This window comes from Mesorhizobium montanum (genome assembly GCF_033977145.1).
Lineage (GTDB): Bacteria > Pseudomonadota > Alphaproteobacteria > Rhizobiales > Rhizobiaceae > Mesorhizobium > Mesorhizobium montanum.
The window spans coordinates 80,302-94,179 of record NZ_JAVIJF010000005.1 but is presented as its reverse complement, the minus strand read 5'-3'; the positions used below and the strand labels follow the sequence as shown (position 1 = coordinate 94,179).

Genomic DNA, 13,878 nt, shown 5'->3' with positions numbered 1-13,878 from the left:
TATCAGAAATAACCCTCGCGCTTCTTCTTTTCCATCGAACCTGTCTCGTCGCGGTCGATGAGGCGGCCCTGGCGCTCGGAGGTGCGGGCGGTCAGCATCTCGCCGACGATTGCTTCCAGCGTGTCGGCGTCCGATTCGATGGCGCCGGTCAGCGGGTAGCAGCCCAGCGTGCGGAAGCGCACCAGACGGTTCTCGACCGCCTCGTCGGGGCGCAGTTGCATGCGGTCGTCGTCCTTCAGGATCAGCATGCCGTCGCGTTCGACAACCGGCCGCTCCTTGGCGAAATAGAGCGGCACGATCGGGATGTTCTCCTGCAGGATGTACTGCCAGATGTCGAGTTCGGTCCAGTTGGACAGCGGGAACACGCGGATCGACTCGCCCGGCGCGACGCGGGTGTTGAATATCTTCCACATTTCCGGCCGCTGGTTCTTCGGGTCCCAGGCGTGCTGGGCATTGCGGAAGGAAAAGATGCGCTCCTTGGCGCGCGACTTCTCCTCGTCGCGGCGGGCGCCGCCGAAAGCCGCGTCAAAGCCGTATTTGTCGAGCGCCTGGCGCAGCGCCACCGTCTTCATCACATGGGTGTGGGTGTTGGAACCATGGTCGAAGGGATTGATGCCGTCGCGAACGCCATCCTCGTTGACATGGACCAGGAGGTCGAAGCCGAGCTTCTGCGCCATCTGGTCGCGAAAGGCGATCATCTCGCGGAACTTCCAGGTGGTGTCGACATGCAGGAACGGAAAGGGCGGCTTGGCCGGATAGAAGGCTTTCATCGCCAGATGCATCAGCACCGAGGAATCCTTGCCGACCGAGTAAAGCATCACCGGCTTGGAGAAAGAGGCCGCGACCTCGCGGAAGATGTGGATGGATTCGGCCTCGAGCCGCTGCAGATGCGTGAGCGCGATATTCATGGACTGTCGAGCGTTCTCTCGTGCCGTCGGGCTGAAATCTTGCATTGCAGGCGCGATTTTATGCCGCCCGGGCGCAAATTTCACTTTGGACAAACTGTTTCGTGCGGGCGTTTTAACAGATCGGCGCCGCCGATAACAATGCAAGGCGCGCCCGGCGTGAGGTGATTAGGGAACGAATTTTCCAAGCGAGGCCGGCAACGCGGAAAATCCTGCCAGAGCCATCGGAAAGCGGAGGTGAGGAAGAAAACCATGGCTTGGAAATCGTAGCTTCCGGGAATCCCGGCTGCCCGGTCTTTGCCAGGGCCGAGGATTTTTGTCGGAACATCATCAACCGCCCTATCGTGGGACGGCGCCAGCGGCTATACGGGCTCGGGGACCGGGCAAGGCGCGGCAAACGGAGTTCATGAGGCGCCTTTCGGCTGGCTCCTTGGATCCGGGCGCAAGCTGGAAATTGCGAAGCAAAGCATTTGAACCCGTTTACAACGCTCCGGCGCCACCTCACGCCCGCACAGATCAACGTCTATTTCTCGATCGTCTGCTTTTTTTCGCCGCCGGTGCTCGGGTCGCTGGTCAGCATCGCCTTCAATGCCGGCGGAGTGTGGTCCGCGATCCTGCTCGCCACGAAACGGCGGCGGTTCAACATCGACCGGCCGATGCTCGCCTTGACGGCGGCGATCTATGCCTATTGCGCGGCCATGTTCCTCGCTTCGATCGTCAACGGCACGCTGGCAGCCGATCTGCGATTGTTCCTGCCTTTGATCACCTTGCTGCTCTTTCCCATCTCCTATTCGACCTGGAGCATCACCGAGAAGACCACGCTGGCACGCATCGCCATCCTGGCAAGCGCCGCGGCCTGCTTCGGCGCGCTGGTGATCGCCGTCATCCAGTATCACTGGCTCGGCGTGAGGGCCGAGGGCGGCGCTGGAAACGCGATCGTCTTTGCGACCGTCACCTGCCTTGCCGTCATGATATGCCTTGCCGGCGCCCTGTCAGGCATCGAGAAACGCTGGAAGCTGATGGTCCTGGCGGCGATAGCCGGAGCGATGGCGGTCGTCTATTCGGCGTCGCGCATGATCTGGGTGGCCGTGCCGATTGCCGGCATCGTCGTCCTTCTCATCAATCGTCGCCGGTTCACCAGCGCCAGCGTGGCGCGCTTCGCGGTGATTGGCGTCGCGGTCGCCCTGGTGATTGCCGCTATCGGCTCTCGCGTCATCCTTGATCGAACCGACTTCCTGGTCAGCGACTGGGATGCGCTGAATGCCAATGGCGACCATTCGACGGCGCTCGGCCTGCGCGTGGCGATGTGGGAAATGGGCTTCAGCGCATTTCGCGAAATGCCGATTTTCGGCCACGGCATCTCGGCAAGCCGAGCGCTGATGAAACAGGGCTTTCAGGACCAGTTCGGCCTGAACCAGGGTTTCAGCCATTTCCATAACGGCTTCCTGACGGCGCTGGTCGAGGCCGGCTTGCTTGGGGGGCTGGCCCTGGCGTCGATCTTCGTCATTGCCGTCTCGAACGCGGCAAGGACGCTGCGCGTCAGCGCCGATCCGGTCGAGTGGTTCGGCGCCACGGTGGTCCTTGTCGCGGTCATTACCTATCTCACCGGCGGAATGACCGGCATCCTCATCGGTCACGATATCCTCGACTCGACGCTAATGGTGTTCCTGATTTCGGGAACCTACCTTGCGTCGGGACGAACGATAGCGCCGACCGGGAAAAGCGCGCCTGCCACGGCGCCGGGCGCCAGCCCGCAACCATGAAGGTCCTGGTCACCGGCGCGACGGGTTTTATCGGACGCCGGGTTGTCAGCCGGTTGCGCGAGGCCGGATTTGACATAAGGGTCGCCTTCCACGCGCCGCAACCACCGGCGGGCGCAAACGATGCCGTCGCGCTGCCCGGCTCCGACGCGCCGGAGGAAGCCTTTCTGGCGCTGATGCGCGATGTGGCGCATGTCGTGCACTGCGCGGCGCTCAACAATGATCGCAGCGCCGGCGAGGCCGACTTCCGAGCCGTCAATGCGACGCTGACCGGACGGCTTGCGCAGGCAGCCGCAACGCGCACCGCCGGGCGCTTCATCTATCTCTCCTCGATCCGCGCGGTCGTCGGACCGGGTTTCAGCGACACCATCGACGAGACCACGCCCCCCGCCCCGCAATGCGCCTACGGGCGCTCCAAGCGGGAGGGCGAGATCGAAATGCTGGAGGCTTTCGCAACGGCCGGCCGCGACGGCGCGACGGCGCTGCGGCTGCCGCCGGTCTATGGCGAAGGCATGAAAGGAAATTTGCGCAGGCTGATGCGGCTAGCAGCCACCGGCTTGCCACTGCCCACAGCCGCTTTGACAGCGGTTCGTTCGCTCATATCGCATGACGCGGTGGCCGGCGCCGTCACGCATCTCCTGACCCGTCCGACGCCGCCGCGTCCGACCTACGTCCTGGGCGATGCCTCCCCGGTTGCGATGTCTGAAATCGTCGCAGCATTCCGGCGCGGATACGGCCGGCCGGCCCGGCTTCTCCCCATGCCGGCCCGGCCATTCCGGCTTCTGGCCACGCTGCTCGGCAGACAGGCGTCGTGGCAGGCTTTGGTGGCGACGCAGATCTGTGATCCGTCGCTGCTGGCCTCGGAAGGCTGGACGCCGGAAGCGGGCACACTCGGCCGGCTTGAGGACCTGGCGCGACAGGCCGGCTAGCGCAATGCCAAGCAAATTGTGAGCGTCAGGCTCGACGCCTTCGCCGTAGCCTTCCGTTCCGGAATTGCGTCAAAACAGAGAGATAAAGCGGTTCGCCGTTTCCGTGAAACGGTGAACCGTTCTATGCGCGGTAGAACGTGCCCAGCAATATCTTGAGATCCAGACCGGTGGAGGCAGCCTCGAGGTAGGCCGCATCGGTCTCGGCGCAGAGTTTTGGATCCGACATGTCGATCCCCTTGATCTGCGCGAGCCCCGTGATGCCCGGCAGCGCGGCTAGCACGCCCAGTTGCCGGCGCCTTTCGACCAGCTCCGTCTGCGTCGGCAGGCATGGACGCGGCCCCACAAGGCTCATCTCGCCCTTGAGCACGTTCCAGAGCTGCGGCAGCTCGTCGATCTTGGTTGCACGCAGCGTCTTGCCGATTGCCGTGACAGAACTCGCCTGCGCCTCGTGGGTGGGCAATGACGGCGTTTCGCGATGCATCGTGCGTAGCTTGTGGCAGGCAAAGAGGGCGCCTTGCCGCCCGACGCGGATTTGCGAGAAGATGGCAGGGCCGGGCGAGGTCGCCCGGATCGCCAGCATCGCCACCAGCAGGAAGGGTGCCGCCAGCACCAGCATCGGAGCGGCGACCGCGAGGTCGAGCGCGCGCTTGGCCGTCATGATCAAATCCAGCGCCGCAGAACGGCGAGATAGAGCCCTAACGTTCCCAGGAAGGTCTGCCGATAGACCCCGCTCTTGCGCAACAGGCTGAAGCGCTCGAAGACATTGCCCTTGCGTGCCTCGATGAACGTCTCAAGGCAATGCTCGGCATCGCGTGTCAGCAGATCCCGGTTGACGACCAGGCCGCTGAGATTGCTGTCGGTCCAGGCGGCGAACTGGCCGCTGCGCAGCCGCGCGATCCTGATGAACCTTGCCCTCCACGAGACATTGGCGCCAACGAGATTTGCCCCGTGCTGCCGGTATCTGACCAGCGGCCTCGGCTCGTAGCGGATCGCGCCCCCGCCGGCGGCGACGATGAGATAGGCCCACCAGTCGTGGCTGACGAACTCGGTCCTTGCCGATGCCTTCGCCAAAAGGTCGCGCGCCTTGCGGTTGAGCAGCATGGTGTTGCCGCCGGCGATGCTTTGCACCAGCGCGTTGCGAAACGAGGGCGGACGCGGGAAAAGCGGCGAATGGCCGGCCGCCTGGCCGGTCTCGGAAACGGTCGTCGTACGCGAGCAGAACAAGAGTGGCGCATCCGGATCCTGGGATCCCATCCATCGGATGGCGCTCTCCAGCCTGTCCCGCTCCCAGACGTCGTCCTGGTCGCAAAAGGCGTAATAGTCCGCCTGGATGCGCGGATCGATGATCATCGAACGGAAATTGGCGGCAAAGCCCTGCCGTGGGCCGTCCATGAACATGACGCAGCCCTTGGCCCAGCGGGTCCGCCATGCCTCGATGATGGATGCGGTGCCGTCGGTCGAGCCGTCATCGGAAACCCAGAGATCGACGCGGGGCCAGGACTGCGCAGCCAAGGACTCCAATTGCTGATTGATGAATGCCGCGCCGTCCTTCGTGCCCAGAAGAACGGCCACGCGCTGATCTTGTCGAGTCACAATTTGAAATCGCCCACCACCGATATTCGGGCAGGCTAAAATAATAGCTACACAGGGGCAAGACAGGCTGGAGCGGTTCACCGGGTCACGAAAACGGTGAACCGCTGCAGCTCCTTGTTTTGACCCGGTTTCGAACGAAAAACCGCTCACGACTTTTTCTGGGATCGTTTCTAGGCTATCTGGCCAGCCGCTTTCGGCACAATTCGATCCGGCGTGTCCAGCGCTTCATGCAATCCCGTCAGCACCGCGAGCGCCGCTGCCTTGTCCTGATCACGAATGGCAGCCTGCAACGCCGTCAGCCCGGCCTGGATTTTCGGCCAGCCCACCACTTCGGTCCTGAGACCGAAGATCTTGGCGATATCGAGCTTGACCACCTCCTCGTTCTCGCCGTGCAGCGTCTCATGCAGCTTCTCGCCCGGCCTGACGCCGGTGAAGCGTATCTGAATGTCGGTATAGGGGCTTTTGCCGGCCATGCGGATCATCGTTTCCGCTACTTCGAGAATCGGCACCGGCTTGCCCATGTCGAGCATGTAGATGGCGTAGTCATCCGTGCCCTGGCGCCGCTCGGCATCGGCGGCCGACATGATGACGAGGTCGACGGCCTCGGCCAGGGTCATAAAATAGCGGGTCATGCGACGGTCGGTGATGGTGAGCGGACCGCCGGCCTCGATCTGCGCCTGGAAGATCGTCGCCACCGAGCCGTTGGAGCCGAAGACATTGCCGAAGCGTACGGCGATGAATTTGGTGCCTGGATGACGGCCGACGGCGTCATGGCCGTTCAGCCGGCCGCCATTCGATGCGGACGGGCGCGCGGCGTGCATCTCATGCAGCGAGGCGACGATCTGCTCGGCCGCCCGCTTGGTGATGCCAAGCACCGATGTCGGATCCACCGCCTTGTCGCTGGAGACGAGCAGAAACTGCGGGACACCGCATTTGGCGGCGACTTCGGCGCAGGCAAGCGTGCCGAAAACGTTGGTCTCGATCGCCGCTTCCCAGTTCTCTTCAAGGATCGGCACATGTTTCAGCGCCGCGGCGTGGAAAATGATCGCGGGCTCGAACTCCCTGACGAGGCGCATCATCTGGCGCCGGTCGGTGACGTCGACGATGCGGCTGGTCAGCCGGTCGCGCTCGCTATCCTCGACCAGCTGATCGAGCTGGAAAATGCCGAACTCGGAATTGTCGGCCACCAGAACGGCCTTGGCCCCTAGCTCCAGCGAGCGCTTGACAAGCACCCGGCCGATGGAGCCGGCGCCGCCCGTCACCAGCACGCGCTTGCCCTCGACAAAAGCGCCGATGCGCTCGAGGTCCGTGGCAACGGCCGAACGGCGCATGATCGTTTCCATCTCGACCGCATCGAGAACCAGCTTGCCGCCCTGCCCCAGTTCGGAAAGTCCGGAAAACTGGACGACGGTGATGCCGCTGTGGCGGGCAACGCGCACCAGCTCGGCATAGTCCTCGATCTCGCGCTCGACGCCCTTGCCGAAGATGACGAAGTCGAGATTCTTCGTTCCTCTGACATATTCTTCCAGAACATCAACCAGGCGCGGGCGGACCGCCACCACGGGAACGCCCTGGATCTGCGTGCCGAGCGGCGCATCGCTTTCGGTCGCCATGATGCCGGCGATGGCATATTCCGCCGGCATGGCCGTGCGGGTGAAGCGTACGATCACGTCAGCCTCGCTCAGCCGGCCGATGAAGAGCGCTTGCCTGACCGGCGCGTCGCCGGCGGCACGGCGCAGGATGCGCCAACTCGCGCCGTCTCGAAGGAAGCGGTAGTAAAGTCTCGGCGCGGAAATAATGGTGAAGGAGACGAGGAAAAAGACAATGAACTGGCGCTCGTTGAGGCCGGCGACAGGCTGGAAAGAGAAGCGGAAGGCGAGCGAGGTCAAATAGAGGACCACCGTCAGTATTCCGCAACCCTTCAGAATGTTGAAGAAATCGGGCGTGGAAGCAAAGCGCCAGACGGTGTTGTAGAGACCGCAATAACGGAACAGCAGATGGGCGACGAGCACGATCACCGTCCAGCAGGTCAGTCCGCCATAGGACAGCGCGTCGAACGAAAGCCGCGACTGCGACAGGATCAGGCTCAACGCCACGGCGACCAGAACCATGATGAGATCCTGGATCATGATGATGGCGCGCCGCATCTTCGGTCGGAGTCCCGATACGGCTTCTACATAGAACGTCATAGGGTGGCACTGAACTCCAGGCGCGGGACAAAACCACCCGAATAGCGCCGGATCAAATAGCGTCCGCCGCGACTCTAGATTGCAAGTCCTGACCCCCTTACCCCGCTACCGCAATAGCGCGGAGTCGGGCATATCGCCAGAGTTTTTTTGTTCACATCGCGTCATTTTGCCGACGTTCGACCACCGCGCGGCGGTCAGAGGCAGCGAATATTTGCAACCGCCTTGCACAGGTTGAAAGCGTTCGGAGCGGCGTGGTCATTCGCCAGCTTGGTCGAATCTTTCAGACCTTGAATTTCAAGCTTGTGCCTGACCAATTCCCCTCAATCGCGGCAAGGCTCGCGACTAGCGTCCCGGGACCGGATGGTCGGCGACGATACGACCCACGACAACTGCGGCCGACTCCCGCCAATCCGGCGCGACCCAGCCGAACGCGGCCATGAACTTTGCGCTCGACAGCCGCGAATTGGCCGGCCGCCTTGCTTTCGTCGGGTAGTCGGCGGTCGCGATGTCGCGGATCCGGGCATGCGGACCGCCAAGCGCCCGGCTGGTGTCCAGGATGTGACGGGCAAAGCCGCTCCAGTTGGTCTCGCCGCTGGCGGCCAGATGATAGACGCCGAAGGCATTGCCCTTGTCCCGGCTAAGGACGGCGGCCGCATGCAGGATCGCGTCGGCAATGTCGAGCGCCGACGTCGGATTGCCCCACTGATCGGCGACGACCGATATCTCGTCGCGGGCGGCGGCGAGCCTCAGCATCGTCCTGACGAAATTCTTCCCGAACGGGCTGTAGACCCAGGCGGTGCGCAGGATGAGGTGATGCGGATTGGCCGCGGCGACAGCCTGTTCGCCGGCGAGCTTGGAGGCGCCGTAGACGCTGAGCGGCGCGGTTATGTCCGTTTCCACATAGGCGCTGTCCTTGGCGCCGTCGAAGACATAGTCGGTCGACAGATGAATGACGGGTACGCCCATCCTTGCCGCCGTCTCGGCGACCTTGCCCGCGCCCGCGGCGTTGACAGTGAAGGCCAGGTCCTTTTCATCCTCAGCCTGATCGACGGCGGTGTAGGCCGCTGCGGAAACGATGATATCCGGTCTTGCCGCCTCCAGGGCCGAAAACACCGTGTCGGGGCGCGCCAGGTCCAATGACGGTCGGCCTACGGCAACGACCTCGACCTCACCTCGTGCCGACTCGACAAGGCTGGCTGCAACCTGGCCGTCTCGTCCGGTGACGGCAAGCCTCACGCAGTTTCCTTCCTGTCATCGGCCTGGCCTCCGCCCAACCGCTCGCCGGCGTAACGCTGCTCGCGAATCGGACCCCACCACCATTTGTTGTCGACATACCAGTCGACAGTCCTTGCCAGGCCGCTGTCAAAATTCTCCCGCGGCGTCCAGCCCAGATCGCGTGCGATCTTGGAAGCGTCGATGGCGTAGCGGCGGTCATGGCCGGGGCGATCGGTGACGAAGGCGATCAGCTGGCGATGGCTCTTGCCGCCGGCGCGCGGCCGCCTCAAGTCGAGCAGGTCGCATATCGTCTCGACAACGGTGAGATTGGTCCGCTCGGAATTGCCGCCGACATTATAGCTCTCGCCCGGCTGCCCTTTGGTCGCGACCAGCTCCAGCGCGCGCGCATGGTCCTCGACGAACAGCCAGTCGCGGACATTGGCGCCGGCGCCGTAGACCGGCAGCGACCTCTCGTCGAGCGCGTTGAGGATAACCAGCGGGATCAGCTTTTCCGGGAAATGATAAGGCCCGTAATTGTTCGAGCAGTTGGAAAGCACGACCGGCAGGCCATAGGTCTCGTGCCAGGCCCGCACCAGATGGTCGGAGGCCGCCTTCGACGCCGAATAGGGCGAGGACGGCGCATAGGGCGTCTCCTCGACGAACATGCCGCCGTCGAAAGGAAGATCGCCGAAGACCTCGTCGGTCGAGACGTGGTGGAAGCGAAAGCCTGCCTTGCGGCCCTCCGGCAACCCGCGCCAGTATTCCAGCGCGGCATTCAGGATGCGGTAGGTGCCGACGATATTGGTCTCGATGAAGGCGCCGGGTCCGTCGATCGAACGGTCGACATGGCTTTCTGCGGCGAGGTTCATGACGATGTCGATATCGTCGCGGCGCAATATTTCGAGCACCGCGCGCTCGTCGCGGATGTCGGCCTGCTCGAAGCGGTAATTGTGGGCATTCTCGATCGGCCGCAGCGACGCGAGGTTGCCGGCATAGGTGAGCTTGTCGAGATTGGTGACGCGGTGGGCCGGATTGGCGCACAGATGCCGGCACACGGCCGAGCCGATGAAGCCGGCGCCGCCCGTCACCAGAAAGTTCAGCCCGCCCTCTTCCCTCACGCGAAAACCTCCGCCTCGCTGAGCAATGGTGCCTTGCGATCCTTGTCCGAGAGCTGGAAGTCGCCGGCAAGCGACGGCCACGCAATGCCGATGGCGGGATCGTCGAAACGGATCGACCGGTCGTGCTCCGGCGAATAGGTATCGGTGACCTTATACAGAATCTCGGTGTCCGGCACGAGCGTTACGAAGCCGTGCGCATATCCCTTCGGCACAAGGATCTGGTTTCCCCTCTCGGCCGAGACCTCCAATGCCGACCATCTTCCGAAGGTCGGCGAAGAACGGCGGATGTCGACGACGACATCGAAGACACCGCCCCGCACGACGCGCAGCAGCTTGTCCTGGGCGCGTGGCGGCAATTGATAATGCAGGCCGCGCAAGACACCCGCAGCCGCGGAATAGGAATGATTGTCCTGCACGAAGGTCAGGTCGATGCCTGCTTGCGCAAAACGCTCCGCGTTCCAGGTCTCGCAGAAATAGCCGCGCGCGTCGCCGTGCCGCTTCGGCACGATCTCCAGCACTCCCTCCAGGTCGAGCGCCCTGACCTCAAGCATCGTGATCCTCCATCAGATCGGCGACGCGCCTGCGCAGATAGGCGGCATATTCATTCTTGCCGAGGCGCGCCGCGCGATCGAGAACCTTGTCGGCGTTGAGCCAGCCTTGCTCGAAAGCGATTTCCTCGGGGCAAGCGACCTTGATACCCTGGCGATGTTCGATGGTGCGCACGAAGAACGACGCTTCGTGCAGGCTGTCATGCGTGCCGGTATCGAGCCAGGCATAGCCGCGGCCGAGCCGGTGGACGTGCAGTTCTCCGCGCTCGAGATAGGCGTTGTTGACCGCCGTGATCTCGAGCTCGCCACGCGCCGAGGGCCGGATCGTGGAGGCGATGTCGACAACCCTGTTGTCGTAGAAATAGAGGCCGGTGACGGCCCAGTTGGATTTCGGCTTGAGCGGCTTTTCCTCGATCGTCAATGCCTTGCCGGTTGCCTTGTCGAACGAGACCACGCCGTAGCGCTCGGGGTCCTCGACATGGTAGGCGAAGACCGAAGCCCCGCTTTCGCGCGACGCCGCCGTCCGGCAGAGCTTGGATAACCCGTCGCCGAAATAGATGTTGTCGCCGAGGATCATCGAAACATTGTCCTTACCGATGAAATCGCGTCCGATGATGAAAGCTTCGGCGAGGCCGTTGGGCTGCGGTTGCTCGGCATAGGAAAGCTCAAGCCCGAATTCCGAGCCGTCGCCGAGCAGAGCCTGAAAAACCGGCAGGTCGCGCGGCGTCGAGATGACCATAATTTGGCGTATTCCCGCCAGCATCAGCACGCTCAGCGGGTAATAGATCATCGGCTTGTCATAGATCGGCAGGATCTGCTTGGAAACCGCTATTGTCAGCGGATAGAGGCGTGTTCCACTCCCTCCGGCCAGGATTATTCCCTTCAACAGGCTCTCCGTCGAGCTGCCGGGGCATGCTCAAATATCGAGCTGCCCGCGGTCGAGTTTCATGTGTCGGCTCGTTCGTTTATGCCCTAGCATGTACTAATATCGGATTTAATGCTGCCACTTGCAGTCGCGTCGGCCCGAGGGGCGATTCGATTGGGCGCGCGGACACGAAAAAGCCGGCGGGTTCTTCAGCCCGCCGGCTTTCTTCTTGTCCTTCGGCTCAGCCGCGCTTGAGCAGCGCCCACACGGCCGGCACCAGGCTGGCGGCCAAAGCCACCTTGATCAGGTCGCCGACGATGAAGGGCAGAACGCCGAACTGCCAGGACTTCTCCGGTCCGATGAGCATCGCCAGCCAGGCAAAGCCCATGGCCATCATGACGACCTCGGCGGTCAGCATGGCGCCGAACAGCTTGAAGGGATTGCGGTCCCAACCGCGATCGGCGGCCCAGCCGGCGATCGCCGCCATGACCACGAAGCCGGCAAGATAGCCGCCCGTCGAGCCCAGCATATAGGCAATGCCGATGCCCTTTTCCGGCGTGCCCTGGAAGACGGGCAAACCAAAAGCGCCCTCGGCGAGGTAGAGAAGCAGCGTCGCGACCGCCAGCCGCAGGCCGAAGGCCGAGGCGATCAGCAGCACGGCGAGCGTCTGCAGGGAAATGTCGACCGGGCCGAGCACCACTTTCGTCTTGGCCGAAAGCGTGAGCAGCAGGGTTCCGGCGAGCGCCATAAAGAGCTGGGTCGCGAGCCGGGCAGCGCCTCGATCCGGCAGGGTGAGAGAAACAAGCGGACGCATCGTGGTTGCAGTTGCCATGGTCTTCCCCGTTCTGGCTGATCTATTGGATGGCTGATTTGCTGGCTTTTAAAGCGCATCGCGCAGAAACGGATTCAGGCGACGCGCTTTAAAAAATTGTCTTGATGCATATCGTTCTCCCAAAACCGCTGCGCACTTTTGGCCGACATGCATTGATTTTCCTATATTGGCTTCCGTATCGGGCGGCAATCATTTTGCCGCATTACAACGGAGCGGTCGGCATGGCCCTTGAATTCGACACCAGCTTCGATCCCGCCTATGGCCGGGCGGTTACGGTCGCGCCGGATGTGCTGCGCATCACCGCCAGAAATCCGAGCCCATTCACCTTCCGCGGCACCAACAGCTATCTCGTCGGCCGCGATACGCTGGCGGTGATCGACCCAGGGCCGGAAGACGACGCCCATCTCGAAATGCTGCTGGCGGCGATCGGCGGCCGGCCGGTCAGCCACATCTTCGTCAGCCACACCCACCGCGACCATTCGCCCTTGGCGGCGCGGCTGAAAGAGCATACCGGCGCGCCAACGCTTGCCGAAGGCCCGCATCGGCCGGCGCGGCCCTTGCGCATCGGCGAGGTCAATCCGCTCGACGCCAGCGCCGACCTGGATTTCGTTCCCGACGTCGCGCTGGGCGACAACGCGCTGACCCAGGGCGACGGCTGGACAATCCGCACCGTGCTTACACCCGGCCACACCGCCAATCATGCCGTGTTTGCCCTCGAAGGCACCGAAACCCTGTTTTCAGCCGACCATGTCATGGCCTGGTCGACCTCGATCGTTGCGCCGCCGGACGGCGCCATGGCCGACTATATGGGCTCCCTCGACAAGCTGCTGGCGCGCGACGATCGTTTGCTGCTGCCGGGCCATGGCGGACCTGTGACCGCACCCGGCAGGTTCATGCGCGGCCTGAAGGCGCATCGCAAGATGCGCGAAAGGGCGATCCTGGAACGCATCCGCGCCGGAGACCGGACGATCAAGGACATGGTCGCGGCGATCTATCGCGACACCGACTCACGGCTGCATGGCGCCGCAGGCCTGTCGGTGCTTGCCCATATCGAGGATCTCGTCGCGCGCGGCCTGGTCGCCACCGACGGCCAGCCGGCAATCGACGGTATTTTCAGTCCCGCCGGCTGATCACTCGGCCGGCGCCGCGCCCACCTGCCCGGCGACCTCCTGGTCGAGCTCACCAAGGAAAGCGGTGATGCGGGCAGCGTTGTCACCGAGATCATAGCGACCGTAGCGCGAGGCCGAGCGCATGTCGACGATCACCGAATCGCCATCGTCGGTGACGCGGATAGCGACGTCGGCCGGCAGTCCGAGCACGAAGCCCTTGGCCAGCGCATTGATCGTCGCCTCGCTCTGCCCGTTGATATCGGGATAAGGCGCCGTCAGTTGCCAGTCGCGGCGGTCGAGCACGGTTTCGACCGCGTCGACGACGGTTTCGAAAGGCAAATTGTAGCTGTGCCCGCTGACCAGCGGATAGGCGTCGGCCTGCAGGCGCTGTTCGCCCGGCGTCGGCGGTGACAGATCGTTCATGTCGCCGGTGCGGTCGCTGGTGTCGAGCGTCGGTGGATCGTCGAGATCGGTCGAGATGTCGCGCAACGGCGGATAGATCGTCGTCCAGTAGGCGGCGACGCCGTAGGGTGTGAGCACCAGAAGCGCCAGCAGTGCGCCGATGCTGAGATCGCGGCCGCCGCGATCGCCGAAACTCCAGACCCTCGACAGGCCGAGGCCTGCCAGCAACAGGGCGAGCGCCGCCAGCAGCGCCACGATCGCGAGCACCCACAGGAAAGGCGGCGTCTCGACGAGACCGAGCCGGTAAGCGGCAACGACGGTGAGCAAGAGGACGAGAGAAAATGCCCCGATCCGCCGCGACCAGCCGGCCGCCCTCGACGTCTGCCGTTCAGAAATAGGTGCCATTGTTTGCC

General features: G+C 63.5%; 13 protein-coding genes. 3 read left to right on the top strand and 10 right to left on the bottom strand.

All coding sequences use genetic code 11. The features are described from left to right. Window positions 1-2 precede the first annotated feature (2 nt). A complete protein-coding gene (cysD, locus tag RFM68_RS08330; protein ID WP_320232244.1) occupies window positions 3-908 on the bottom strand; it encodes a sulfate adenylyltransferase subunit CysD in 906 nt (301 codons plus the stop codon). Between the two features lie 467 nt (window positions 909-1,375). On the opposite strand from cysD, the gene RFM68_RS08325 reads away from it, so the two are divergent. Continuing rightward, window positions 1,376-2,668 (top strand): O-antigen ligase family protein, encoded by a 1,293-nt coding sequence (locus tag RFM68_RS08325; RefSeq protein ID WP_320232243.1) that lies wholly within the window; start codon window positions 1,376-1,378, stop codon window positions 2,666-2,668. Beyond that, window positions 2,665-3,594, top strand: coding sequence for an NAD-dependent epimerase/dehydratase family protein (locus tag RFM68_RS08320; protein WP_320232242.1), 930 nt, complete (start codon window positions 2,665-2,667; stop codon window positions 3,592-3,594). The genes RFM68_RS08325 and RFM68_RS08320 overlap by 4 nt, the downstream gene beginning before the upstream one ends. 121 nt (window positions 3,595-3,715) lie before the next feature. On the opposite strand, the gene RFM68_RS08315 is transcribed toward RFM68_RS08320, so the two are convergent. The 8 genes from RFM68_RS08315 to RFM68_RS08280 form a co-directional block, all read right to left on the bottom strand. Continuing rightward, window positions 3,716-4,252: a sugar transferase gene (locus RFM68_RS08315; RefSeq protein WP_430694831.1), complete on the bottom strand. Its 537-nt coding sequence runs from the start codon at window positions 4,250-4,252 to the stop codon at window positions 3,716-3,718. Between the two features lie 2 nt (window positions 4,253-4,254). Beyond that, window positions 4,255-5,166: a glycosyltransferase family 2 protein gene (locus RFM68_RS08310; RefSeq protein ID WP_320232241.1), complete on the bottom strand. Its 912-nt coding sequence runs from the start codon at window positions 5,164-5,166 to the stop codon at window positions 4,255-4,257. 191 nt (window positions 5,167-5,357) lie between these two features. Beyond that, entirely contained in the window at window positions 5,358-7,376 is a 2,019-nt protein-coding gene (locus RFM68_RS08305) for a UDP-N-acetylglucosamine 4,6-dehydratase (protein WP_320232240.1), read from the bottom strand. A 342-nt stretch (window positions 7,377-7,718) separates the two neighbouring features. Beyond that, the gene (rfbD, locus tag RFM68_RS08300) at window positions 7,719-8,612 is read right to left on the bottom strand and encodes a dTDP-4-dehydrorhamnose reductase (RefSeq protein ID WP_320232239.1); all 894 of its coding nucleotides are present in this window, start codon (window positions 8,610-8,612) and stop codon (window positions 7,719-7,721) included. Then, complete coding sequence (gene rfbB, locus RFM68_RS08295; RefSeq protein ID WP_320232455.1) at window positions 8,609-9,691, bottom strand: dTDP-glucose 4,6-dehydratase; 1,083 nt, start codon at window positions 9,689-9,691, stop codon at window positions 8,609-8,611. Before rfbB ends, rfbD begins: the two co-directional genes overlap by 4 nt. A gap of 14 nt (window positions 9,692-9,705) precedes the next feature. Further along, window positions 9,706-10,260 (bottom strand): dTDP-4-dehydrorhamnose 3,5-epimerase, encoded by a 555-nt coding sequence (rfbC, locus tag RFM68_RS08290; RefSeq protein ID WP_320232238.1) that lies wholly within the window; start codon window positions 10,258-10,260, stop codon window positions 9,706-9,708. Further along, a complete protein-coding gene (gene rfbA / locus RFM68_RS08285; RefSeq protein WP_320232237.1) occupies window positions 10,253-11,143 on the bottom strand; it encodes a glucose-1-phosphate thymidylyltransferase RfbA in 891 nt (296 codons plus the stop codon). Before rfbA ends, rfbC begins: the two co-directional genes overlap by 8 nt. A gap of 220 nt (window positions 11,144-11,363) precedes the next feature. Beyond that, on the bottom strand, window positions 11,364-11,954 hold the full coding sequence (locus RFM68_RS08280) for a biotin transporter BioY (protein ID WP_320232236.1): 591 nt from the start codon (window positions 11,952-11,954) through the stop codon (window positions 11,364-11,366). A 221-nt stretch (window positions 11,955-12,175) separates the two neighbouring features. Between RFM68_RS08280 and RFM68_RS08275 the strand changes: the two genes are divergently transcribed. Then, window positions 12,176-13,084, top strand: a complete 909-nt coding sequence (locus tag RFM68_RS08275) for an MBL fold metallo-hydrolase (protein WP_320232235.1) — start codon at window positions 12,176-12,178, stop codon at window positions 13,082-13,084. Here RFM68_RS08275 and RFM68_RS08270 read toward each other — a convergent pair whose 3' ends face one another. Further along, entirely contained in the window at window positions 13,085-13,870 is a 786-nt protein-coding gene (locus tag RFM68_RS08270; protein WP_320232234.1) for a DUF1499 domain-containing protein, read from the bottom strand. Window positions 13,871-13,878: the final 8 nt, after the last annotated feature.

What these genes read in the sequence shown, in the direction of transcription:
- cysD (WP_320232244.1), bottom strand. Translation starts at nt 908, where the DNA reads ATGAATATCGCGCTCACGCATCTGCAGCGGCTCGAGGCCGAATCCATC.
- RFM68_RS08320 (WP_320232242.1), top strand. Translation starts at nt 2,665, where the DNA reads ATGAAGGTCCTGGTCACCGGCGCGACGGGTTTTATCGGACGCCGGGTT.
- RFM68_RS08315 (WP_430694831.1), bottom strand. Translation starts at nt 4,252, where the DNA reads ATGACGGCCAAGCGCGCGCTCGACCTCGCGGTCGCCGCTCCGATGCTG.
- RFM68_RS08305 (WP_320232240.1), bottom strand. Translation starts at nt 7,376, where the DNA reads ATGACGTTCTATGTAGAAGCCGTATCGGGACTCCGACCGAAGATGCGG.
- rfbC (WP_320232238.1), bottom strand. Translation starts at nt 10,260, where the DNA reads ATGCTTGAGGTCAGGGCGCTCGACCTGGAGGGAGTGCTGGAGATCGTG.
- RFM68_RS08280 (WP_320232236.1), bottom strand. Translation starts at nt 11,954, where the DNA reads ATGGCAACTGCAACCACGATGCGTCCGCTTGTTTCTCTCACCCTGCCG.
- RFM68_RS08275 (WP_320232235.1), top strand. Translation starts at nt 12,176, where the DNA reads ATGGCCCTTGAATTCGACACCAGCTTCGATCCCGCCTATGGCCGGGCG.
- RFM68_RS08270 (WP_320232234.1), bottom strand. Translation starts at nt 13,870, where the DNA reads ATGGCACCTATTTCTGAACGGCAGACGTCGAGGGCGGCCGGCTGGTCG.